Genomic DNA, 24926 nt, shown 5'->3' with positions numbered 1-24926 from the left:
TGTCTGTTATCCTAAATAATAATAAGAAATATAACAAAGAGTAAAAAAATGAAAAAAATATTGGTATGTGCAGTGTTATTCTTATTAAGTTTTAGTTCGCTAGCAACAGTTGTTGAGATGAATACCAGTCACGGAATAATAAAAGTTAATTTATTTGATGAGCAAACGCCTATCACCGTTGCTAACTTTTTAAATTATATTGAATCAGACACTTATAATGACACTGTTATTCACCGCTCTGTAAATGGTTTTATTATCCAAGGCGGTGGTTTTACCTACTCTGATGATTTTGATGCTGTTATGAGTAATGCTCCGATTCAAAACGAGCCGGTTTTATCAAATGTCGCTGGGACTATTGCAATGGCAAAGTTATCGGGAGATGAAAATAGTGCAACCAATCAATGGTTTTTTAATTTAGCCGATAACAGCGCTAACTTAGACTTACAAAATGGCGGTTTTACGGTGTTTGGTCAAATTGAGCAAAGTAGCCAAGCAACCCTTGATAGTATTGAATCATTAGTACATTGCGACTCAATACCTGTGGTAAATATTAATGAAGATCAGTGTAGTGAGTTTTCATCGGTGGTAACCAGCGCCAACTTAGTGACTATATATAATGTGAGTGTGCTAGATGATGACCCAAATTCATCGGTAAATTTATCTCCAGTCTCTAATACATTAATTGAACAAGAAACAGTAACAACATTAACACCATCTACTAGCGAGAGTTCAGGTGGTGCTTTTATATGGTTGCTACCAGCTTTTATACTTGTGCATTTACGACGTAAACGTGCTTAATTTATTGCTTTAATTGTTAAGCTCTTATTTATCTTTTATAAATGGCATAAACGGTGTTTATAGAAAAAATAGAGCTTATACACTTTAATTACCAAGTGCGACTGCCACGTTATTATCACTTAATAATGTACCTCTCTATTGATTTATTACTTTAACCAAACGATAAAGTGTTAGTACATCAGCACTCGATTACTAATTATCAAGTTTACAATGTGTTACATAAAATATGATTACTACTGGCTAGCAATGATTTAAAAATGTTAGTTTAGCTTTAAGCTTATTTAGTTTAATTATCATATCAATGGATATACATATGAAAAAAATAATTAGTATTAGCGCTGTTGCGTTAGCCGTTTTAAGTGGTTGTTCAACCACATCTCAAATGACCTCACACACTCCTTTATTGGCTGATTCATTAGTCGTTAGCCCAAACGATACGCGTGAATACAAAACTTTAAAGTTGGCCAACGACATTGACGTGATTTTGGTTTCGGACCCCAGTGTAGAAAAGTCTGCGGCAGCGCTCAGTGTCGGTGTTGGTTTATTAAACGACCCAATGTCGCAACAAGGTATGGCACATTATTTAGAACACATGTTGTTTTTAGGCACAGAGCGTTACCCTGATACAAAAGGTTACTCTGATTTTATGACTAAAAATGGGGGGGCTCACAATGCTTCTACATGGTTAGGTATAACCAAATACATGTTTAAGATAAACAATGATGCATTTGACGAAGGGTTAGACCGTTTTTCGGATTTCTTTAAATCGCCAAAATTGTACCCAGAATATACAGATAAAGAAAAAAATGCCGTTAATGCCGAATGGTCAATGCGACGCGAAATGGACTTTTTCGGTCAGTTTAAGTTAGCACGTCAAATGATGGGTGAACATCCTGCTAATCGTTTTTTAATTGGTAACCTAGAAACCCTTGGTGATAAAGAAGGTAGCTCGCTACACAAAGAAACAGTTGATTTTTATAATAAATATTACTCTGCAAATATAATGAAAGTCGCATTAATTTCTAACTTACCCTTGGCCGAAATGGAGAAAAAAGCTAAAACGTACTTTGCCGATATAGAAAATAAACATATCGAAAAACCACAAGTAACAGCCGAGTTAGACCTTTCACAGGTTGGTGGGAAGCGAGTTCATTACGCACCAAACGAAGATGTAAAACAATTACAACTTGATTTTTCTATTAAAAATAATATTGAAGACTTTGCTGTAAAACCAAATCGTTTTGTCGCTTACTTGCTTAGTAATGAAATGCCAGGTAGCCCAGCACAAATTTTACGTGATAAAGGCTGGGTAGCACAATTAACGGCAAACGCGTCGCCCAATCAATATGGTAATTACGGCGAACTAAATGTAAGCATAGAGCTTACCGATGAAGGGATGAAAAATCGCGAACAAATTGTTGCAGTTATTATGCAATATATTGATTTAATTAAAGAGAAGGGTGTTGATAGTAAATACTTTAACGAAATTAGAACATCGTTAAATAACCAATTTCAATTTTTAGAAAAGGGTGATGAGTTTAGTTACGTCAGTGCGTTAACTGAAAGTATGCAAAACTATCCCGTTAATCATGCTATTAATGCACCTTATTATTATGCAAAATTTGATGCAGATGCTATCAATAATGTACTTGAGCAATTAAACGAAAAAACACTGCGTGTGTGGTATGTCTCTAAGCAAGAAGAAACCGATTCAACACTTCACTTTTACGATGGTAAATACAAAATTGAAGATATTAGTGAGCAAGAAATTGCCTCTTGGAAACAACCGAGTCAATTTGAATTAGCATTACCGAGTGTTAATAATTTATTGCCAGAGAGCTTTGAGATCAAAACGTTATCGCTCGAAAAACAATCTTACCCTAAACTTGCTTATGATAAAAACGGCATTAAAATTTGGCATCAAGCAAGTCAGCAATTTGCTCAGCAACCAAAAGGTTCAACCGAAGTTTACATCAATACACAGGCGGGTTTAACCGACATAAAGGCACACGTACTTTATACGATATGGGCTGATTTATATAACATTCAACAAAGTCAATTAAGCACCGAAGCTGCTATAGCCGGTATGGGTATTAATCTTACGCCAAGTAATGGCTTAATTTTATCAATGAATGGCTTTACCGATAAGCAAGATGTATTGTTAAAACAGGGATTGGCTGCACTTAAGTTAACTGCTAGCGAGCAAGCGTTTGATCAAGCGATAGATAGATATGTCCGTGATTTACGTAATCAGCAAAAGCAATTCCCTTATGCCCAAGCATTTTCTCAATTTTCAAAATTAACGCGAAACGGCAGCTTCGATACCGATGCTTTAATTTCGGTTGCGCAAAAGTTAACGCTGACTGACCTAGCAAAATTACAAACAGCGACGTTTGCTAATAATAATTTGCGAGTTTTTAGTTTTGGTAACTACTCTGAGCAAGACATTAATTCTTTAGCGAATGAGATCACGGCTATTTTGCCTAGTAATCATAAACAAACTGAATTTTATCGCAGTAAAGCATGGTTGCCACAGCCAGGTGAAAACATCGTACTACAAAAAGATATCGATGTTGCCGATGTTGCCGTTGTTGATATTGCTGTGCATCCCATTGCCGGCTATAAGCAAAGAGCACAAGGGGCAATACTTCAAAGTCACTTTAGAACCGTTGCGTTTGATAAATTAAGAACAGAAGAGCAACTTGCATATGCTGTCGGTGGATTTGCTACTTCAATAGAAGCGTATTCAGCTTTTGGTTTGTATATTCAAACACCAGTAAAAGGACCGAAAGAAATACAAACTCGCTTTGATAAATTTAAAGCGCAATATGCAATTGAACTTGAAAACATGAATGAAGACACGTTTAATCAATTGAAAAATGCAACGCTTGTATCGCTTAAAGAGCAGCCGAAAAACTTAAATGATGAAATGAGCCCATTATTAACAGATTGGTATCGTGAAAATTTCAGCTTTGACTCTAAGGATAAATTGATCGCAGAAGTTGAAAAAGTCACGTTAGCTGATATTAAAGGCTATTATAAACAAACATTATTAAACCCACAGGCAGCACGTTTAAATGTGCAGTTGAGAGGTACAAAGTTTGTAGAGACTGAGTTTGCAGACTTACCGAACCAAACGAAAGTAAATACATTAGAGGCTTACTATCAAGGCATTAAAGTACAAAACTAAGACATAGTGTAAGTAATAAAAAACCCGGTATACATTACCGGGTTTTTTATTTCTAAGAAGACTGTATCGTACTCATGTTTAATTTTTAATGTGTATATTTTGTTTTTTAATCACGGCCGCCACATCATTGTTTACCTCAACCCATGCTTTTTCAAGCCCCGACACTAACGCCTCGTAACCATCGTCCGTTATCTTAATTAATTTCGTAAAATTATGAATGCTGACTAATCGACGTCCGGTTTGCGGATCAGTGAAGTATAGTCGCCATAGTCCAGCAATATCGGCATTTCCTTGTAAATCGCCATTAAAGTGATGGAGTTCATACTCTATTTCATAAAAAGTTTGCTGATCAAGCTCGGTGATCACCGGCAAGCCTTTTACGACCATCCATTGTGGCAGTGCCGAGAATAATGTTTGTTGGGCACTGGCTGCCAACATAACGTCAGGCGCTTCACTCCACATATTATAATTTGCATTATGCACTTGGTTACTTTGTATTTTCATTGCAATACCGCGATTATTTAAAGCACCGCGCATTACCACATTTTGTACTCTTAGCTGAGCAACGGTCGTATCAACATGTCGTGATGCCGATGTTATTGGTTGCTCAAACTGATAATAATCTGTTTGTGTTTGCAAACTTGCACTACAACTACAAAGTAAAAAAATACTAAAAATACCGGTAATCATCGACTTCATTATTGTTTCCTCGGAGTTGGATCTTTAGGCAAGCTCTTATCAAAAATTAGCATATTAGGCTGCTCATTCATGCCACGCATTAATGGCTGTAATTGTTCACCTAAACGTTTAAACTCTTGCAGTGTTTTTTGTAATTGTTGATCAAAAGCAGAGCCCGCTTGGTAGCTTGCCATTGTTTTATCGAATTGACGCATGGTGACTTCAAATTGTTCCATGCTTTTGGTCATTTTTGCAAAGTTACGGTTTATATCACCGGGTAGGTTTTGGGTGTCTTGTTGGCTCAGTAAATCGCGCATTTCATTTGCCAAGGCTTGATAATCATTAAACGTAGATTGTATAGCGCTTAAGCTTTCTTCTATTTTAAGGTTGTTTACCTTATTTAATACATCAGACACTTGATCTGCAAGTACTGCGATACCACTTGAAACACTAGGAAAAACGTCATAATTAGCTAGTTTGCTCAATGTTGCAGGTTGGGCATCAGGGTAAATATCAAAATCAACATACACAGCACCGGTTAATAAGTTACCTGGTTTTAAAGATGCGCGCATCCCATTATCTATCCAATCACCTAAGCTACCTTGCCAAAAATTACGAGAGGCTTCTATATCATGATGCATACGGCCGTATTCGACTTTAATTAAAACAGGTACGGCGGTGTTGTTGTTTCTAAATTGAGACGGTTTGCCATCAATAATAACGTTTGCAGGCACCGCATCAACAGTACCAATGCGCATCCCTCGATATTCAACAGGAGCCCCTTTTCGTAGTCCCCTTATCGATTGTTCAAATTCGATGACATAATATGTAAAATCGTAGAACCGCTCTTCTAGTGCCTGTTTATAACTTTGGCTTAAAGAAAAGCTATGGCCATTTTTAACTATCGTGCCCGGGGCTTCTTGATCTGGTAATCCAACAGAAATTCCGCCTTTTAATAACTTACTTAAAGAGCCGGTATTAATATTTATACCATCGGCAGATAAGTCGATTTCAACACCGGCATTCACCCAAAAAATTGCGTTTTCGGTGATTAAATTTTGATAGGGATCATTTATAAATACACCGTACTTCATGGCTTGGTTTTTCCAATCAAAGGCGGCCGTTTCGATTTGCCCTATTTTGTAGTTTTTGTAATAAATTCCGGTACTCACTTCTAGCACTTCGGCATTATAACTCACTAATTTAAAACGTCCCCCTTGGACATCTTTACCAATTAATGCGGGCTCATTTTGTAACTCAAAACGGGTTTTAGTGGTATTAACTGTCCCAGGTGAAAACTCTAAATATACACCCGATAACAAAGTGCTCATGCCGCTAATTCCGGTTTCATCAATACGCGGCTTCACCACCCAAATTTTAGAATCTGTAGTTAACAGGTTTGCATAGTTTTTATCTATTTGCGCACGGGCTATAACACTGTCTTGGTTATCAGAAAGACGAATTAGATCTATTTGACCTATTTTTACACTACGTACTTTAATTTCTGTTTTACCCGCGACAATACCATCAGCATGCGGCATTTTAATAAAAATGGTAGGCCCTTTATTAGCTTGATACTGATAGAGCATCCAGCAACCCACTAACAACGCAATGGCAGGAATAATCCAAATAGCAGAGATTTTAGGCTGCTTTGCTACGTTTGCTGTTTCAGTCATTATTTATTTTCTCTTTTTGTTTTGGTTTATCCCACAATAGGCGTGGGTCGAATGCATGTGCTGCCATCATTTGACATATAACCATAATAGTAAAAAAAACGATGCCAAGGCCGGGGGTCACCGACATTAAATTACCCAACTGTACTAAAGCCACCAAAATAGCCACTACAAACACATCTATCATAGACCATTTACCAATAAATTCAGTGAGTTGATAAATTTTTGTATAGCGTTTGGTATGTCTATTTGCAGGCTTTGCCACCATTATACATAAAAAGCTAAGGACTAAGGCTTTTGCTAAAGGGACCACCACACTGGCTAAAAATATAATGCCAGCAATAGGATACGAGCCTGCTTTATAAAGCAATAAAACACCACCAATAAGGGTTGAGGGAGTTTCATCGCCCAAAGTAGTTGTATGCATAATAGGTAATAAATTTGCCGGAATATAACAAAGTAACGATGTAATTAACCACGCAGCGGCTTTTTGTACGCTATTGGGATGGCGGACAAATGTTTTACTTAAGCACCGCGTGCAGGTATCTCCACTGCATAATTGATGACACACGCGACACGACCTAATATTTTCGTCAATCGCGCGTATCGCTTTGTTAATCGTTACAACACGTTGGTTTGGCTTTATTTGCGACCATAACCGCTCTCGATTTAAATGTGCTAAAGCAGTAATATATAAAATCACAAAAAAGACATAAGCAAAGAAACTAATACCAAACTCTATCTCGGCTAACGACATAATTTTAACCATACTGACCAACACACCGATTAAAAATATTTCAGACATGATCCACGGTTCGAGTGCTAAAGTACTTTTTAAAAAACGTCTAGCAATGGGTTTGGGTAATATATTTAAAATACCTAAATGTAATGGTATCAAAGCCACTAATAAATATAGGGGCAGTGCTAAAATGCTTAAATCAATAAACAGACCAAGCAATTGGCTATCGTAATTAAATAAAATACGTGCTGCATCGGGTAGGGTAATTGTTTGAGTAATGCCATTACTACTAAACGAAATAAAGGGGTAAAACATACTGCTTAAAAGCATAATAATTGCGCTTAAGCTCAATGCGATAACACGGCGGTCAAAGTTTATATTTGCATGGCAAAGCGTATGCTGACAATGAGGGCATACTGCAATTTGCTTTGCGACAATACGAGGAATGTCGATCACTAAGTCGCAACTAGGGCAAACAGTTTGCAATATAATTACCTACCAAATAAAAGATTTAAGAATATTGCTATAAAAAGACAGTAAATACAAATTTGTCAGGGCTGAAAATTAAGGAAGAGGGGATTCATTAGACTGTATACAATTTAGTTACAGCCTAATAAAAAGGGTTATTAAGCAAAAAGCGCTACGGTTTGTCTTGTTAAAGCAATTAACTCGCCCGATTGTGACCATATACATCCATCTTCTAAGCCATATCCCTGTTTTGCTTGATGGGTAATCGCTTCAAACCCCAACCATTCTCCAGGCGTTAGCTTAGGCATTTGTACAAACTCAACATACCACGACATACTACTTGCAGGGGCGCTTTGTTTAAACATTTGTAATAATGTGGGCGGCCACGCATCGGTTAACGCGATTATGTGTGCTTCAGTGATATGTGCTGGGGATTCTTTTAAACGCATCCACCCCCCTAAATGCGAAGTTAATGCCCCCGTAAAAGGCAACCCCCCTTGTTGAGGGCATAAATCGATATGCTGAAAGAATGCGGGCATGGTTGCTTTGTCAAAAGGGAGTGTGTGATTTTCATTAATCTTCGATAAGCCCATGGTCTTTGAAACGTCAACAGATATTGATGACTCCCTGTCTTTTGCAAAACAAGCTTGGACAATGACACACACTTGATCATTTTGTATCGCTTTTGCAACTAGCTGAGTGGCGCTTTTACCTTCTCTTAAAATTTCTACAGATAACGAGAACTCAATTTCAGCGATAAGTGGACCAACAAAATTGGTGCTAATAGATAATAAGCGTCGTTCATCGGTAATAAATTTTCGCATTGCTTGAAAAAGTAATGCGGCCGAAAGCCCACCAAAGGCTGTGCGACCTTGGCACCAATTATTCGGAAAGGTCATGGTTTTTTTGTTAGATACCGAGTCTGATAAAGTCGCAATGTTATGCGCTTTTTGAAGCAATTGATCAAAATGCATAGTTAAAATCCTTATTTAACCTGAATGAGGTTATAAATAGTTTGGTAATTTATAACACAGGCCATCTTGTCAGACCAGTTGTTTAAAAGAGAGAAAATGAACAAAAAAAAGCCTTTCCTTACTTTTTATAAGGGTATTTCAAAAAAAAATGCAAAAAAGTGAAATTTTTTTTGTTTTTACAGTTGAATTAAGTTTGTTGCATCCCTATTAACTAAGTCAACGAACGTATTAACGAATTTAGAAGTTGGAGAAGATTCATGGGTAAAATTATAGGAATCGATTTAGGTACTACAAACTCTTGTGTTGCAGTACTTGATGGTGACAAAGCACGTGTTATTGAAAATGCGGAAGGCGATCGCACAACCCCGTCTATTATTGCTTACACGCAAGACGGTGAAACTTTAGTAGGTCAGCCTGCTAAACGTCAAGCGGTTACTAACCCAACAAACACTTTATTTGCAATTAAGCGTTTAATTGGTCGTCGTTTTGAAGACGAAGAAGTACAACGTGATATTGGTATTATGCCATTTAATATCATTAAAGCTGATAACGGCGATGCATGGGTTGAAGCAGGCGGTGAAAAACGCGCAGCTCCTCAAATTTCTGCTGAAGTACTGAAAAAAATGAAAAAAACAGCAGAAGACTTCTTAGGTGAAGAAGTAACTGAAGCTGTAATTACAGTACCGGCTTACTTTAACGATTCACAACGTCAAGCAACAAAAGATGCGGGTCGTATCGCAGGTCTTGAAGTTAAACGTATTATTAATGAGCCTACTGCAGCAGCACTTGCTTACGGTATGGACAAAAACAAAGGCGAAAACATCGTTGCAGTATACGACTTAGGTGGTGGTACTTTCGATTTATCAATCATTGAAATTGATGAAGTTGAAGGCGAGCACACATTTGAAGTATTAGCTACAAACGGCGACACGCACTTAGGTGGTGAAGATTTCGATAACCGTGTAATCAACTACCTAGTCGCTGAATTTAAGAAAGACCAAGGCATTGACCTACAAAACGATCCACTTGCTATGCAGCGTGTTAAAGAAGCGGCTGAAAAAGCGAAGATTGAATTATCATCTGCACAATCTACAGAAGTAAACCTTCCGTATGTAACTGCTGATGCAACAGGTCCTAAGCACATGAACGTTAAGCTTACTCGTGCGAAGCTTGAGTCATTAGTTGAAGATTTAGTGATTAAATCAATTGAGCCTTTAAAACGTGCACTTGCTGATGCTGATTTATCAGTAAGCGACATCAACGACATTATCCTTGTTGGTGGCCAAACACGTATGCCTTTAGTACAAAAAACAGTAACAGAGTTTTTTGGTAAAGAGCCTCGTAAAGATGTAAACCCTGATGAAGCGGTTGCCGTTGGCGCAGCGATTCAAGGTGGTGTACTAGCAGGTGATGTTAAAGATGTATTATTACTAGACGTTTCTCCATTATCGCTAGGTATTGAGACAATGGGTTCTGTAATGACAGCACTTATTGAGAAAAACACAACGATTCCAACTAAGAAATCGCAAACTTTCTCAACAGCAGAAGATAATCAATCTGCGGTAACTATTCACGTATTACAAGGTGAGCGTAAGCGTTCAAGCGACAACAAATCTCTAGGCCAATTTAACCTAGAAGGTATTCGTCCAGCGCAACGTGGTACACCACAAATCGAAGTAACATTTGATGTAGATGCTGATGGTATCTTACATGTATCAGCAAAAGATAAAGATACAGGTAAAGAGCAAAAAATCACTATCCAAGCTTCTTCAGGTCTAAGTGACGAAGAAGTAGAAAAAATGGTACGTGACGCAGAAGCAAATGCTGAAGAAGATAAAAAGTTTGAAGAGCTAGTTGCTGTTCGTAACCAAGCTGATGCAATGGTACATGGTACTCGCAAGCAAGTTGAAGAAGCGGGCGATGCATTACCAAGCGAAGACAAAGAAGCAATCGAAGCGGCAGTTGTTGATTTAGAAGCGGCGATTAAGAGCGATGATAAAGCTGAAATTGAAGCTAAAACGCAAGCACTTGCTGAAAAGTCTCAAAAGCTTATGGAAATTGCACAAGCTAAAGCTCAACAAGGCGGCGCAGAAGCTGGCGAGCAAGCACAACAACAGTCAGCTAAGCAAGATGACGACGTAGTTGATGCTGAGTTTGAAGAAGTAAAAGACGATAAGTAATTGTTGAATTTACTTCTTACTAACCAAAAACAATATGATTTAATTAAATGTTTAGGTTAGGATGGACTATTGAGGCGCGCAGGCTACAGCTTGTCGCGCCTTTTGCATGTAAATTAGATGGTAAATCGATACGATTTATCGGTTTATCCCGCAGCAATGCTGCAAGAAATAAAGAGTAGTGTGATAGATATGTCAAAACGCGATTATTACGAAGTTCTCGGCGTAAGCAAAGATGCCAGCGAAAGAGACATAAAAAAAGCGTATAAACGCTTAGCGATGAAATATCATCCAGATCGTACCGCAGGTGATAAAGACTTAGAAGCTAAGTTTAAAGAAGTAAAAGAAGCTTACGAAATTTTAACAGACGATCAAAAACGTCAAATGTATGACCAATACGGCCATGCTGCTTTTGAACAAGGCGGTGGCGGTGGTCATGGCGGCTTTGGTGGCGGTCAAGGCGATTTTGGTGATATTTTTGGTGACGTATTCGGTGACATTTTTGGTGGCGGAGGCGGCGGTCGTCGTCAATCTCGTCAGCAACGTGGCTCTGACTTACGCTACAACATGGACCTAAGCTTAGAAGAAGCGGTACGTGGTAAAGAAGTTGAAATTAAAGTACCAACATGGGTAAGTTGTAAACCTTGTGACGGTTCGGGTGCTAAAGCCGGCTCTAAACCAAAAACCTGTACAACCTGTCATGGCGCAGGCCAAGTACAAATGCGTCAAGGTTTTTTTGCTGTACAGCAAACGTGTCCAACGTGTCAGGGGCAAGGGCAAATTATTTCTGATCCGTGTAATAAGTGTCATGGTCAAGGCCGTGTTGAAAAAACGAAAACATTATCAGTTAAAATTCCAGCAGGCGTTGATACCGGTGATCGTATTCGTTTAACTGGTGAAGGTGAAGCGGGCGCACACGGTGCACCAGCGGGTGATTTATACGTACAAGTATCTGTACGCGAGCATGATATTTTTGTGCGAGAAGCGAACAACTTATACTGTGAGGTACCAATTAGCTTCACCACAGCAGGTTTAGGTGGCGAAATAGAAGTACCGACACTCGATGGTCGTGCCAAATTAAAAATACCTTCAGAAACACAAACTGGAAAAATGTTCCGTATGCGTGGCAAAGGTGTTAAATCGGTACGCAGTGGTGCACAAGGCGACTTGATTTGTAAAGTCGTGATTGAAACGCCAGTTAACCTTAACGAACGTCAACGTGAATTATTAAAAGAGCTTGACGAAAGTATGGGTAAAGACAGTTCGAAAAACCGTCCAAAAGAGCAAGGCTTCTTTGATGGTGTTAAAAAGTTTTTTGATGATTTAACTAAATAAAATTAGTTAAAAATAAAAAACGGCGCTTTTATAGCGCCGTTTTTTTTGTTAATAATAACTCATCAAATTAAGCCTACCAAGACAATGGCCAGGGATAAATTATGACACCCGCTATCAATGCATTAATCAAAAGCAAGGTTACGTATAACGTACTCAGTTATGAACACGACAGTAATAATACTCAGTTTGGGTTAGAGGCGGTTGATAAGCTTAAGCTCAATGCTCCGCAGGTATTTAAAACCTTGGTTTTAGAGTGTAATGATAAGACTTTAATTGCTGCATTAACGCCGGTAAGCCAGCAGGTTAACGTTAAACAGTTAGCCAAGTTGTGCGGTTGTAAAAAAGTAATGATGGCTGATGTAAAAAAAGTACAAGCCAGCACAGGGTACATTTTAGGGGGAGTGAGCCCACTTGGGCAAAAACGCACACTAAAAACCTATATTCACAACAGCGCACATAATTTTGATACTATTTATGTCAGTGCCGGCAGGAGAGGGTTAGAAATAGCATTAAGTCCTCACGATTTAATCACTTTAACACATGCAAGCTGTGGTGAATTTTAATTCACTGTGATCAATAAGTGCAGCTTTTATTATGACTTTGTTTAAAGGTTACCTATAACTGTTGTTTGAGTGTTGCTGATTCGGGGATTTTTAACTAACCTGAGGGTATCTTCTCAAACTTTAGGCTGTAATATGAATTTAGCTGAAGTTGATTTTTTTGCCGCATTTATCGCCGCGTTGTCTTCTTTTACTGTTGGTTGGATATGGTATTCGCCTTGGCTATTTCGTCGGGTATGGATGGAAAGTAGTGGCTTAACTGAGCTTGATCTTAAATCGAGTAAAGCCCGATGGATATTTGGTGGTAGTTTCTTTTTAGTGCAAATTATAGCTATTGTTTTGTCATTATTTATTACCCCCGACATGTCTATTGGTCAATCTAGTTTTGCAGGGTTTATTATTGGCTTATGTTGGGTGAGCACCTCGTGTGGTGTAAGCTATATTTTTGAGCAGCGCCCGCTTAAGTTATTTTTAGTTAATAGTGGTTTTTATATTTTACAATATACATTAATGGGTTTGATCATTGGGATTTGGCCATAACATAGGAGAGTAGGCAACATTGTCGAAAATATTAGTTGTTGATGATATGCCTCTTATGCGGCATGTTTTAATTAATATGTTGCGATCACTAGGCTACAAAGATGTCATTGAAGCGACGGATGGTTTACAAGCGCTGAGTTTATTGCGTACCCAACATGTTGATTTAGTGATCACCGATCTTTATATGCCTAAAATGAATGGGATTGATTTACTTAATAATATTAGAAAAGATCAACGTCTTAGCAGCACTCCGGTCATTATGGTTACTTGCGAAGATCAGGCCAGTGCTATAAAAAAAATTATTAAAGCAAAAGTCTCGGGCTTTATTGTAAAACCTTTTAATATGAATGTATTAAACTCTCAGTTAAGTCGTTTTTTCTTTAGTGATATATCACCATAAATACAATAATTTTAATAAAATGAGGAGATAATGGCTAAACCCAATAAAAAAGGCCCCAGCAAAACCGTGAATATATTTTGCTCTCGTTGCAAAACGCTACTTTTAAAATATAGAAAAGGCGGGACGGGCGCACTGGTAAAATGCTTTAAAGAGCGCATCGTTGATGATCACACAACAACACCCCACGAATGCCCGCACTGCCAACAGGTTTTTTCTCGCTTTGCGATGATAAAAGGAACACCGGCGTATAAAATAATTGGTGGTAAACTAACGGTTAAATAGTTTATTTATTATTAGCTTTCAAAGTAGGACATTTGGCCTGTGATTAACCCATAACATTGTTAAAATCCCCCGGTTTTGCTGTTTCAATGAATGAAAGTAACCCTTCCCATGGATTGGGCCAGTCGTGTGGGTATTTTAAGTGGAAAAAGGATAGTTGTGTGATTGCACTATTGTTTGATGTAATAGGTATGGCGGGTACATTTTTAGTTGTTGGTTCATTTTTTTTACTGCAACTAGGCAAAGCGTTGCCAACCAGTTTGTTATATAACATGATGAATTTAACAGGCGCTATTTTGTTATTAATTAGCCTTTGTTATAACTTTAATTTAGCAAGCTTTGTGATTGAAATTTTTTGGATCGCCGCATCATTAATTGGTTTATATAAGTATTTTAAGCACAATACAAAGCCCGCAGTAAGTTAACGGTATTGACTTAATTGAGGTTAAACACGTATCGTTTTACAAATTAGGCAGTGCAAAGCTGCCTAGAAAAAATTGCTCGTTTAATACAACAAGGTTATAGTCGGTACAAATTAACTTAATAAGTCTATGAGTGTGGCCTTGAACGAGCATCTCCAATCAAGTAGTAGTTCTTTATCGGTTCAATTTGAACAACTATCTATCGCGTTTGCATCAACACCTTATTTATCTATAAATAAACGTATTGCGTTACTTAAATTGTTGCGTAAACAACTCATCCCCTTAGAGCAAGCGTTTATAAATGCAGTATCAAAAGACTTTGGTTACCGTAGTGCATTTGATACGACATTAGGTGATATTCTGCCAACCATACAAAGCTTAACTCATATCACCCACTCATTAAATAAATGGGCAAAACCAAGCCACCGTAAAGTAGGTTTAAGCTTATGGCCTTCTAAGGTTATGGTGCAATACCAACCTAAAGGCGTTGTCGGTGTGATTGCACCTTGGAATTACCCTATACAGCTTGCGTTAGTGCCTGTTATTACCGCAATTGCCGCGGGTAATCGAGTGATGCTTAAACTCAGTGAGTTTACACCTAATACGAATCAGGTTATTAAACAATTATTCTCACAAGAGTTAGCCGAGCATTGTTGCGTGGTTGAAGGGGGGAGTGAGGTGGCCAGCACATTTTCGTCATTACCTTTTGCTCACTTATTATTTACGGGGTCAACCGGTGTCGGTAAGTTAGTTATGGCTGCGGCAAGTAAAAACCTAACCCCTGTAACGTTAGAGCTAGGTGGTAAGTCGCCGGTTATTATTACTAAAGATGCTGATATTATAAAAGCAGCAAAAATAATTCTATTTGGAAAAATGGCAAACGCAGGTCAAATATGTGTTGCACCCGATTATATATTTGTTGCTAAACAGCAAGAAAGTGCATTAATAAAAGCTTTATGTGAGCTTTATAAAAAACATTACAAGTTAGGCGTTGAAGGTAAAAATTTAACTTCTATTGTAAATCAGTCACATTATCAACGTTTAGTAAATTACTTATCGCAAGCACAAGCACAAGGTGCAAATGTAATAAAACCATTAGAGCAAAATCAGCAAGATGAGCAAAAGCATCGTCTCGGTTTACATTTAGTCACCAATGTAAATGATGATATGGCATTAATGCAAGAAGAGCTATTTGGCCCAATATTACCCATTAAAACGTACCAGCACCTAGATGAAACCATCGCTTATGTAAATGAACACCCACACCCACTCGCGCTTTATATTATCGGTGATGATAAACATGCTCAGGCAAACATAATGCAACGAACGATTAGTGGGACTTTGGCAATCAATGATGCATTGGTCCAAGTGACAGCCGATGATGCACCGTTTGGTGGAGTTGGGGACTCTGGTTTGGGGCATTACCATGGTAAAGAAGGTTTTTTAACGTTTAGCCATGCTAAAAATACGTTGGTATCAAGCCAATTCAATCCACGTATTAATATGTTACTTAAACAAAGTAAATTTTTAATTACATTATTAAAAAAGCTGTATATAAAATAGCACCTAAGTGCTTTTTATATACAGCTTAATTGGCCGATTTATATCAATAAAAATATTAATTTTGATTAAAATAATCGGCCTTCACCGGCGTAAGTACCCGCCAGAATTTTTGCATAAATTGCATCTGCTTTTTCTTTTGCTGCTTCAGCTTCGGCTGGCAGCATAGTCCGCTCATCTAGTTTACGGCTATGGCTTGCTTTCATGTTACCGTTGTATTCAGCAATTGAATTCCAAATATATGACTTTTCAACATCCTTTGGCGTACCTAAACCTTCAAAATATAACAGTGCCAAATTAAATTGCGCCAAAGAGTAATTGTTTGCAGCTGCTTTTTCATACCAAAAGCGCGCTTGTTTGTAATCTTGGGTTACGCCGTCGCCGTTGGCATACATTACACCTAAATTAAATTGTGCTGCAGGCATGTTCTTTTTGGCTGCTTTTTCAAATAAGGTGATTGCTTTTTGCTTATCAAGTTTTACGCCTTTACCTTCGTCGTATAAAACAGCCAATGCAAACATCGAGTCTACATGGTGTTTTTTAATCGCATCTTGGTAAAGTTGTGCTGCTTTAGCATAATTGCGGGTCACACCGTGACCTTCTTCATACATTTTTGCTAGCTCATAAATACCCGGTGCAAAGCCTTTGTCTGCTAAGTAATTAAACTCGACTAATGCTTCTTCAAATCGCCCCTCATTTGCGGCTATTTGCCCTTCTTCAAGACCAGCAAAAGCAAATGGGCTAGCTAATAGTGAACAACAAAGGATAACTGTTTTTATATTGATGTGTGACATAGATGCCTCCAAGGATTTGTTGGATATATCAGTTTTATTGATTAATACCGTGATGGATACAGTGCAAAATACACATAACAAAACAAACTTCACGTATATTTCATCAGTTTAATGTAATTACCTGAAAAACTCATTAATTAAAGTGCAAATTAGTTAAAGTGAATGGGTATGAATGGATTTTAATAAAATGAATATATCAGACAATTTATCCTTATTAATACAATAATGCTTAGCATGTGAGAGGCGTTTTTTTTCTTATCATTTATTTTAAAAAATGAGGGGGAATATATTTTTGGGTGTTTAATTAGTTATAAAGGATGGTTTTTGTTTTTCTTTTATTACATTTACTAATTAATTAGTCTATATCGTGCTTGAGATCTGTGTATTTCAAGTTAAACTACTTATGTGTATTTTTTAAAGAGTTTGTAATGGATATTGCCGCATTAAGTAGTACTAAATCACTAAGGTTAGGGGTTCTTAAATGGATGAGCCTATGCTTTGGTGTGCTGTCTACTATTTTTGCTTTACTTAACTTTTTCTTTAACCAATTTTATGTATTAGGTTTTGTAGAAGCCGTTTTTAGTAGTTATTGTTTATACACTTATTTATGTGTAAAACGGGGTAGCGTAAAACCAATCCAAGCCATAATAGTGTGTACCTTACTCACAATGATTGTTATTTTTGGTACTTATATTACACATCCCAATAATGGTTTATTTGTTTGGGTTATCGTAATGCCTGTTATTTTTTATCTAATTTTAGGTAAGCATTATGGCGTTATATTGTCAGCATTTTTACTTTGTTCTCAGTTAATTGTTTTGTCTCAAAAAATAGATACCTCATTATTATCAAGTGTGAACTTAAGATTAAATTTACTGTTTGCTTATATTAGTATTTGGGCGGTCTCCCATGTATTTGAAACCAGCCGTGCTCAGTTCTCTAAACGCCTTCGTAAACTTGCCATGTTAGATCCCTTAACGGCTGCAGGTAACCGACTATCGATGAATCATCATTTTGAAGTTGAATTAACTGAAAAATCGAATTTATATATGATTCTCATCGACCTTGATTATTTTAAACAAGTGAATGATAAGTATGGCCATGATGTGGGCGATCAGGTACTTATTGAAATTGCGACCATGTTTAAAGTGGCGATGCCTAAAGGTTTTGTATTTAGAGTTGGTGGGGAAGAGTTTGCAATATTATCTCAGTTTGACAGTTTTGACATTGCGATTAAAGCCGTAGAAAAATTACGTGAAAAAATTGAATTAACCCCTATTAGTATTGATGATAAAAATATCAATATTACGGTGAGTTTAGGCGTTGCTCAATATCAGAGTAAATTTGATTTAAAAGAATTTATGAACGCCGCAGACGAGCAGTTATATAAAGCAAAGCACTTCGGTCGCAATCAAGTGTATTACGATAGCACAGAGCAAAATACGGATATAAGTCAACTTGCTTGTTAAATATACATACCGTCAAAGTTGGGAATGCCGTGTTCCCATATAGGCTTGTCTTTGCCAATGTATTCTCTAACAGCATCTAAAAATAAACGCGTTCTTACTGGTAAATCTCTGTGAGGGTATACGGCATACATAGCGCTGTGCTCTACTAATTTTACCTCTGGGAGTAAGGGTACTAATAAACCCTCTGTAATTTCGTTTTGTATAATAAATGCAGGGGCTAAGAAATAAGTGGTACCTGAGAGTGTTTTCATTAATAACACTTCGGCGTCGTTTGCACGATAAACACTATTAATTTTTTGTTCTTGTTGTTTACCGTTTTGATCGAGGTAGTTTATTCCCTCTATTCTAAATGCGCTACTGGCATAGCTAGCCCCAGGTAGCTGTGCTAAATCATTCATCGTTTTAGGCATACCGTAAGTGGCGATAAATTCAGGGGCTGCGAGTATTAAAAGGCGTGTACGTGCTATTTTACGAGCGATTAAAGAGGAGTCTTTAGGTTCTCCCACCCTAAATGCTAAATCAAACCCTTCTGAGACAATATCAACCAGCTTATCATCTAAGCGCAGCTCGACTTCTACTTGAGGAAAGCGTTTTTGAAAATCATTAAGCACAGGTTGCAGGTAACGACGACCGATAATCGTCGATGAAGTAATTTTTAATACACCTCTTGGCTCTAAATGATAATTTTCGGCCATTCTTACAGTATCGTTTAATAAGGTTCTTAGTTCGGCTGCCTTTTTTATCATTTCAGCCCCCGCGGCGGTAAGCGAAAAAGAACGAGTGGTTCTATTAAGTAATCTCACGCCGAGTTCATCTTCTAATCTACTAATTTGTTTAGAAATAACAGAACGATCAATATTTCTAATTTCAGCAGCTTTGGCAAAAGAGCCTTGCTCAACAACTTCAAGTAACATTAAAAGACGGCTGGTTGTATCCATTATTACACCTTAAAAAGAGGTTGTAGGATGTGATGGAGAATGTTTTTAAACAAACGTGGCATGCACTGTGTATCAATTTACCTACAATATTGGTGCTATTTTGGCATTAATGAAATTAAAAATCTATGCTTTTTGTCAACATGTTAACACCGTAGTATAAGGCGCATATAAATTAGGAGCGTCGTCATGAAAAAACATTTAATAGCGGTAGCATTTGCTGCTGTATCGTTATCTTTAGTTGGTTGCGATGAGCAAAGTAGTGCTCAAACAGCCCCCGCCCAACAATTACAACCTATTGATGTTGCTAAAGTATTAGTTAAGCCAGTACAAAGTTGGCATACTTATACTACCCGTTTAGAAGCGCCTGAAGAAGTATCTTTAATGCCACGTGTTTCGGGTGTTGTAGAGAGCATTGCGTTTAAAGAGGGCGACGCAGTAAAAAAAGGCGATTTACTTTTTAAATTAGATGACCGTCCCTTTGCTGCTGTAGTAGCCAGTCTAAATGCACAAATTGAAAGTGCACAAGCGGCATTAGAGCAAGCACAAAGTGAAGCCCAAAGAGCAAAAAGATTAACCGAACGTAAAGCGATTTCAACCGAACAAGCACAAGCTCGTACCTCGGTATTACGTCAGCGTGAAGCCCAGTTAGCAGCGCTTCAAGCACAATTAGTGTCAGCTAAGCTTGATTTAGAGTTTACTGCTATTGTATCACCCATTGATGGGGTTATTTCTCGTGCAAACATTACAAAAGGTAATAATGTTTTAGCAGGACAAAGTGTTTTAACGTCGATTGTTTCAAACCAAGCTATGTACGCATACTTTGATGTAGATGAACGCACGTGGAATAGTGCATTTAACGATGTAACAGCCAGCACTAAACAACCCGTAGTGATGCAAAAAGTGGGGCAAAAAGAATTTGCTTACTCAGGCTACATTAACTTTATCGATAACCAAATTAATACGGCCACGGGGACGTTACGTGTGCGTGCGATATTTGATCAAGACAGCGACCAACTGCGTGCGGGCTCATTTGCTCGTATTAAACTTGCTGCCAATGCTGCAAATGAACAAATTATTATCCCAGACAGAGCAATAGGCACTGATTTAAAAAATCGTTTTGTATTAACTGTGGGCGAAAACAACGTATTGCAATACACCTTAGTTGAGGTTGGTGAGCGTTATGGGTCGTTACGTGCTATTACACATGGTTTATCGCAAAATGATGTGATTGCTGTTAATGGTCCGGCACGAGTAGGCCCAGGTATGCCAATAAAACCCAATACAGTCACGATTGATAGTACCGATGTTGTTTTTACACTAGATAACGACCGCACACAATTAATGGCTAAACAATAAGGTTTTATTGATGAAATTTTCACACTTTTTTATTCAGCGACCGATTTTTGCAGCCATGCTGTCATTGGTTATTTTAATTGCTGGTGGTATTTCGCTATTTCAATTACCGGTAAGTGAATACCCTGAAGTTGTTCCACCTACGGTGGTGGTAACGGCAAGTTACCCAGGCGCTAACCCAACCGTTATAGCACAAACCGTTGCAACGCCATTAGAGCAAGAAATTAATGGCACAGAAAACATGTTATATATGTTTTCTCAAGCAACCAGTGATGGCCGTATGACACTAACGGTAACATTTGCATTGGGTACCGATTTAGATCGCGCCCAAGTACAAGTACAAAACCGTGTTAACAGTGCTTTGCCACGTTTACCAGAAGAAGTACAACGTTTAGGGGTTGTGGCCGAAAAGTCGTCACCCGATTTAACCATGGTTGTACACATATATTCTCCAGAAAAAACCCATGATACGGCGTACTTATCTAACTATGCCGATATTAATATTAAAGATGAAATTGCCCGTTTACCTGGTGTAGGTGATATCCGCTTATTTGGTGGCGGTAAATACGCTATGCGTGTGTGGTTAAACCCCGATGCACTTGCAGCACGAGAGCTGACTGCCACTGATGTAATTGCAGCACTGCGTGCACAAAATCAACAAGTGGCTGCGGGTAGTTTAGGGGCGCAGCCGGTTTCAAACGACAGCCAATTTCAAATCCTATTAAATGTAAAAGGGCGCTTAAACAGTGTCGAAGAATTTGAACAAGTCATTATTAAAGTCGGTGAGCAAGGGCAATTAACTCGCTTATCAGATATCGCTCGGGTCGATTTAGGTCAAGATAGCTACTCTTTACGTGCAGAGCTCGATAATCAACCTGCATTGGCTATGCCTATATTTCAGCGCCCAGGCTCAAATGCGATTGAGTTATCTGATCAAGTACGCGAAACCATGGCGCGTTTATCAAAAGATTTTCCAAGTGGGGTAGAGTACGACATTGTGTACGACCCAACCGTGTTTGTACGTGGTTCGATTGATGCAGTAATTGCCACCTTGCTTGAAGCCATTGTGTTAGTTGTTATTGTTGTTATTGTATTTTTACAAACATGGCGTGCGTCTATCATCCCATTAATTGCTGTACCTATTTCGTTAATTGGTACCTTTGCTGTTATGCAGTGGCTTGGTGTGTCAATTAATACACTTTCGTTATTTGGTTTAGTATTGGCCATCGGTATTGTTGTAGATGATGCCATTGTTGTGGTTGAAAACGTTGAGCGAAATATAGAGCAAGGTTTATCTCCGCTTGAAGCAACCCGCGTTGCAATGAGTGAAGTAACCGGCCCGATCATTGCGATTGCCTTAGTATTGTGTGCGGTATTTATACCCACAGCCTTTATTACGGGTTTATCGGGGCAGTTTTATAAGCAGTTTGCGTTAACAATTACAATTTCTACCGTTATTTCTGCGTTTAATTCACTCACCTTATCGCCTGCATTATCAGCAATTTTACTTAAATCGCACGATGCAAAACCCGATGCCTTTACACGTTTATTAAATAAATTATTTGGACGTTGGTTATTCACTCCATTTAACCGTGTATTTGACCGTGGTGCGAAAGGTTACGAAAAGTTTGTACAAAAACTAATGCGTATGGGTGTCATTGTAATGGTTGTTTATGTCGCGTTGTTAGGTGGCACAATTAAATTATTTGACTCAGTACCTGGTGGGTTTATTCCGTCGCAAGATAAGCAATACTTAATTTCTATTGCCCAATTACCCGATGCTGCCAGCCTAGAAAGAACCGAAGATGTATTAACGCAAATGCAAAAAATTGCATTAGAAGTGCCGGGTGTTGCGCATACCGTGGCATTCCCAGGACTGTCGGTAAATGGTTTTACCAATAGCCCTAATAGCGGTATTTTATTTACCCCATTAAAAAGCTTTGATGAGCGTACTGATGCAAGCCAATCGGCTATGGCCATTGCTGCACAGCTAAACAAACGTTTTGCTGCAATTGATGAAGCATTTGTTGCCGTATTCCCGCCACCACCAATACAGGGGTTAGGGACAACTGGCGGATTTAAATTACAAATTGAAGATAGAGCAAATAAAGGCTTTGAAGCGCTGTTTAATAGCTTACAAGCGGTGATAGGCGAAGCTCGTAAAGATCCTGCCTTAATGGGACTTTACTCAAGTTTTCGTATTCAAGTACCGCAAATGGATATTGATATTGACCGCGAACAAGCACTGGTACAAGGCATACCGCTGAATGAAGTATTTGATGCCCTACAAATATATTTAGGGTCAGTATATGTAAACGACTTTAATATGTTCGGTCGTACTTACCAAGTAAATGCCCAAGCCGATGCTGATTATCGCGTTGACCCTGATCAAATCCTTAATTTAAAAGTACGCAATCGTATGGGTAACATGGTGCCATTAGGGTCTGTGCTTACAGTAACACCTACCATTGGCCCCGATAGAGTAATGCATTATAACGGTTACCCTAGCGCTGAACTTAATGGCAGCCCAGCGCCTGGGTTTAGCTCTGATCAGGCACAAGCTGCAATAGAAAAAGTGCTCGCTAACACCTTACCAACAGGTATTGAGTACGAATGGACCGAGGTAACCTATCAGCAAGTTTTAGCAGGGAATACCATGGTTTATGTTTTCCCATTAGTTGTATTGCTAGTATTTATGGTACTTGCAGCGCAATACGAAAGCTTACGGTTACCACTGGCAATAATATTAATCGTACCTATGACTATATTTTCGGCATTACTAGGTGTGTGGTTTGTTGGGTCAGATAACAACATATTTACGCAAATAGCGTTAATTGTGCTGGTGGCATTAGCGTCTAAAAACGCCATATTAATGGTTGAATTTGCTAAAGATCAAAACGAAACCGGATTATCCCATTTCGATGCCATATTAGCTGCCTGTAGAATGCGTTTACGCCCAATACTCATGACCTCGATAGCATTTACTGCTGGTGTTATACCGTTAGTTCTTGCCACTGGTGCTGGCTCAGAAATGCGCCACGCAATGGGGAATGCCGTGTTCTCAGGTATGATAGGCGTAACCGTATTTGGTTTATTATTTACCCCCGTTTTTTATATTATAGTGGCAAATAAAAAAGCCAAAACACAGGAGCAAACTAATGCGTAAGTTTATATCTTATAGTATTAAAACGCGTTTAAGTTTAAGCGCAGTATTAGTGGCCTCGGTGTTATCGGGTTGTGCTAGCAAAATAGATATTAATAACGAACAAGCATCAATACAGCGGTTTGTTGAAAATGCCAATATTACTGCTCAGGTGGCGTTAGCTGACGAGGTTAATTGGTGGCAGCAACTTCAATCTACACAGCTAAATGAATTAGTAAATAATGCATTAGCTAACAACTACGATTTGCAAACAAGCCAGCTAACACTTAAAAGTGCATTGGCACGTTTAGGTGAGCAAAAAGCACAGTACCTACCGCAAGGAAACATTGCTGTTAGTGCAAAACGTAGTGATGTGCCCAGTGTTTATGACAGTCAATCAAGTGCTAATATTGGTTTTGATTGGCAGCTTGATTTATTTGGTCGTATTACGGCCTTGGTTGATGCTGCGCACGCATCAGCCATGAGCCAAGCCGAACAGGTACGTTTATTACAAATCAACGTGGTTTCTGCGGTAGTAAAAGGGTTTGTGAGCTATCAAGGTAATGTTGAAAAACAACACATTGTAGCCATGCAAATCCAAGCATTAGAGCAAAGTATTGATGTGCTGCAAGCGCGCGTTGACGAGGGGGTCGCAAACGAGCTCGACTTAAATCGAACAATGGCGCAACTTAAGCAACAGCAAGCATTAATGCCAGCTATTGAATATGCAAAATACCGTGATTTGTCAGCTTTAGCGGTACTTAGTGGCAAACTAACGCAACAAATTAGTATTGAAAATGAACAAGGTGTACTGAAACAGCCGTTTACTGTTGCGTTAAAAAATGCGAACAATGCCATAGCACTTCGCCCCGATATTAGCCGTGCGTTATATAACTTTAGCCAAGCAAATAGCCTAAGTGTTGCAGCAAGCAAAGCATTACTACCTGATGTAAGTTTATCGGCCTTTGCCGGTGTTGTGAGTATTGACAGTACGGGATTAAACAATACGCAAAAGCAGTGGCAGTTAGCGCCCCAAATTTCTTGGTCGTTATTAAGCTATCCTGCGTTATTAAAACAGCGCGATGCTCAACAGTTGTTGAGTGAGGCGGCATATAGTGATTATCAAAATGTTGTGTTAAGTGCAGTAAACGACAGTGAATTATCATTACAAATGTTAGTCAATCAGCAGCAACAAAAGCAATTTGCCGAGCAGCGTTTTAACTTTGCAAATAAAGCATTTTTACAAGCACAAGCAATGTACGAAGAAGGACAAATACCTTACTTAGAGTTGTTAGATGCGCGACAGGATGTTTTAATAGCACAAGAAAATGCAGTCGACACCACTATTTCGTCATTGCTTGCTAAAGTAAATGCATATCAAGCATTTAATGGGCAATGGAGTTACGCACTAAGCGAAACAACTAAGTAGAGTTTTTA

20 protein-coding genes are annotated in these 24926 nt (G+C 38.4%); 14 read left to right on the top strand and 6 right to left on the bottom strand.

All coding sequences use genetic code 11. The features are described from left to right. Positions 1-48 precede the first annotated feature (48 nt). Together J8L70_RS10700 and J8L70_RS10695 are read left to right on the top strand one after the other, a co-directional pair. Positions 49-798 carry a peptidylprolyl isomerase gene (locus J8L70_RS10700; protein ID WP_211055575.1) on the top strand — a complete coding sequence of 250 codons (750 nt, stop codon included), beginning with the start codon at positions 49-51 and terminating at the stop codon, positions 796-798. A gap of 313 nt (positions 799-1111) precedes the next feature. Beyond that, positions 1112-3988, top strand: coding sequence for an insulinase family protein (locus J8L70_RS10695; RefSeq protein ID WP_211055574.1), 2877 nt, complete (start codon positions 1112-1114; stop codon positions 3986-3988). A 78-nt stretch (positions 3989-4066) separates the two neighbouring features. On the opposite strand, the gene J8L70_RS10690 is transcribed toward J8L70_RS10695, so the two are convergent. The 4 genes from J8L70_RS10690 to J8L70_RS10675 form a co-directional block, all read right to left on the bottom strand. Further along, the gene (locus J8L70_RS10690; protein ID WP_211055573.1) at positions 4067-4687 is read right to left on the bottom strand and encodes a PqiC family protein; all 621 of its coding nucleotides are present in this window, start codon (positions 4685-4687) and stop codon (positions 4067-4069) included. Beyond that, positions 4687-6342, bottom strand: coding sequence for an intermembrane transport protein PqiB (pqiB, locus tag J8L70_RS10685; RefSeq protein WP_211055572.1), 1656 nt, complete (start codon positions 6340-6342; stop codon positions 4687-4689). Before pqiB ends, J8L70_RS10690 begins: the two co-directional genes overlap by 1 nt. Next, a complete protein-coding gene (locus J8L70_RS10680; protein WP_211055571.1) occupies positions 6335-7564 on the bottom strand; it encodes a paraquat-inducible protein A in 1230 nt (409 codons plus the stop codon). Before J8L70_RS10680 ends, pqiB begins: the two co-directional genes overlap by 8 nt. A gap of 140 nt (positions 7565-7704) precedes the next feature. After that, on the bottom strand, positions 7705-8520 hold the full coding sequence (locus J8L70_RS10675) for a thioesterase family protein (RefSeq protein ID WP_211055570.1): 816 nt from the start codon (positions 8518-8520) through the stop codon (positions 7705-7707). Positions 8521-8777: 257 nt separating this feature from the next. Here J8L70_RS10675 and dnaK point away from each other — a divergent pair, with 257 nt between their 5' ends. The 8 genes from dnaK to J8L70_RS10635 all read left to right on the top strand — a co-directional run bounded on the left by dnaK (position 8778) and on the right by J8L70_RS10635 (position 15796). Then, the gene (gene dnaK / locus J8L70_RS10670; RefSeq protein ID WP_211055569.1) at positions 8778-10700 is read left to right on the top strand and encodes a molecular chaperone DnaK; all 1923 of its coding nucleotides are present in this window, start codon (positions 8778-8780) and stop codon (positions 10698-10700) included. Positions 10701-10889: 189 nt separating this feature from the next. Further along, positions 10890-12032: a molecular chaperone DnaJ gene (dnaJ, locus tag J8L70_RS10665; RefSeq protein ID WP_211055694.1), complete on the top strand. Its 1143-nt coding sequence runs from the start codon at positions 10890-10892 to the stop codon at positions 12030-12032. Between the two features lie 101 nt (positions 12033-12133). Further along, complete coding sequence (gene ybaK / locus J8L70_RS10660) at positions 12134-12595, top strand: Cys-tRNA(Pro) deacylase (RefSeq protein ID WP_211055568.1); 462 nt, start codon at positions 12134-12136, stop codon at positions 12593-12595. Between the two features lie 132 nt (positions 12596-12727). Next, positions 12728-13132, top strand: coding sequence for a DUF1761 domain-containing protein (locus J8L70_RS10655; RefSeq protein WP_211055567.1), 405 nt, complete (start codon positions 12728-12730; stop codon positions 13130-13132). A gap of 19 nt (positions 13133-13151) precedes the next feature. After that, entirely contained in the window at positions 13152-13532 is a 381-nt protein-coding gene (locus J8L70_RS10650) for a response regulator (protein WP_282098175.1), read from the top strand. A 30-nt stretch (positions 13533-13562) separates the two neighbouring features. Further along, the gene (locus J8L70_RS10645; protein ID WP_211055566.1) at positions 13563-13814 is read left to right on the top strand and encodes a hypothetical protein; all 252 of its coding nucleotides are present in this window, start codon (positions 13563-13565) and stop codon (positions 13812-13814) included. Positions 13815-13972: 158 nt separating this feature from the next. Next, on the top strand, positions 13973-14236 hold the full coding sequence (locus J8L70_RS10640) for a hypothetical protein (protein ID WP_211055565.1): 264 nt from the start codon (positions 13973-13975) through the stop codon (positions 14234-14236). Positions 14237-14374: 138 nt separating this feature from the next. Further along, complete coding sequence (locus J8L70_RS10635; protein ID WP_247664782.1) at positions 14375-15796, top strand: coniferyl aldehyde dehydrogenase; 1422 nt, start codon at positions 14375-14377, stop codon at positions 15794-15796. 65 nt (positions 15797-15861) lie between these two features. On the opposite strand, the gene J8L70_RS10630 is transcribed toward J8L70_RS10635, so the two are convergent. Further along, on the bottom strand, positions 15862-16587 hold the full coding sequence (locus tag J8L70_RS10630; RefSeq protein WP_211055563.1) for a tetratricopeptide repeat protein: 726 nt from the start codon (positions 16585-16587) through the stop codon (positions 15862-15864). 428 nt (positions 16588-17015) lie between these two features. On the opposite strand from J8L70_RS10630, the gene J8L70_RS10625 reads away from it, so the two are divergent. After that, the gene (locus tag J8L70_RS10625; RefSeq protein ID WP_211055562.1) at positions 17016-18056 is read left to right on the top strand and encodes a GGDEF domain-containing protein; all 1041 of its coding nucleotides are present in this window, start codon (positions 17016-17018) and stop codon (positions 18054-18056) included. Here J8L70_RS10625 and J8L70_RS10620 read toward each other — a convergent pair. Next, positions 18053-18994: a LysR family transcriptional regulator gene (locus J8L70_RS10620; RefSeq protein WP_211055561.1), complete on the bottom strand. Its 942-nt coding sequence runs from the start codon at positions 18992-18994 to the stop codon at positions 18053-18055. The two genes, J8L70_RS10625 and J8L70_RS10620, sit on opposite strands and share 4 nt — an antisense overlap. Positions 18995-19180: 186 nt before the next feature. Here J8L70_RS10620 and J8L70_RS10615 point away from each other — a divergent pair, with 186 nt between their 5' ends. From J8L70_RS10615 to J8L70_RS10605, 3 genes are read left to right on the top strand one after another with little or no spacing between them, the layout of a single operon-like run. Next, positions 19181-20350, top strand: coding sequence for an efflux RND transporter periplasmic adaptor subunit (locus tag J8L70_RS10615; RefSeq protein WP_211055560.1), 1170 nt, complete (start codon positions 19181-19183; stop codon positions 20348-20350). A gap of 10 nt (positions 20351-20360) precedes the next feature. Continuing rightward, positions 20361-23513, top strand: a complete 3153-nt coding sequence (locus tag J8L70_RS10610) for a multidrug efflux RND transporter permease subunit (RefSeq protein ID WP_211055559.1) — start codon at positions 20361-20363, stop codon at positions 23511-23513. Further along, positions 23506-24918 (top strand): TolC family protein, encoded by a 1413-nt coding sequence (locus J8L70_RS10605; protein WP_211055558.1) that lies wholly within the window; start codon positions 23506-23508, stop codon positions 24916-24918. Before J8L70_RS10610 ends, J8L70_RS10605 begins: the two co-directional genes overlap by 8 nt. Positions 24919-24926 lie beyond the last annotated feature (8 nt).

The sequence above is a fragment of the Pseudoalteromonas sp. MMG010 genome (assembly GCF_018100905.1).
Classification (GTDB): domain Bacteria; phylum Pseudomonadota; class Gammaproteobacteria; order Enterobacterales; family Alteromonadaceae; genus Pseudoalteromonas.
The sequence above is the reverse complement of the archived record's forward strand: the minus strand, read 5'-3'. Positions and strand labels throughout refer to the sequence as shown.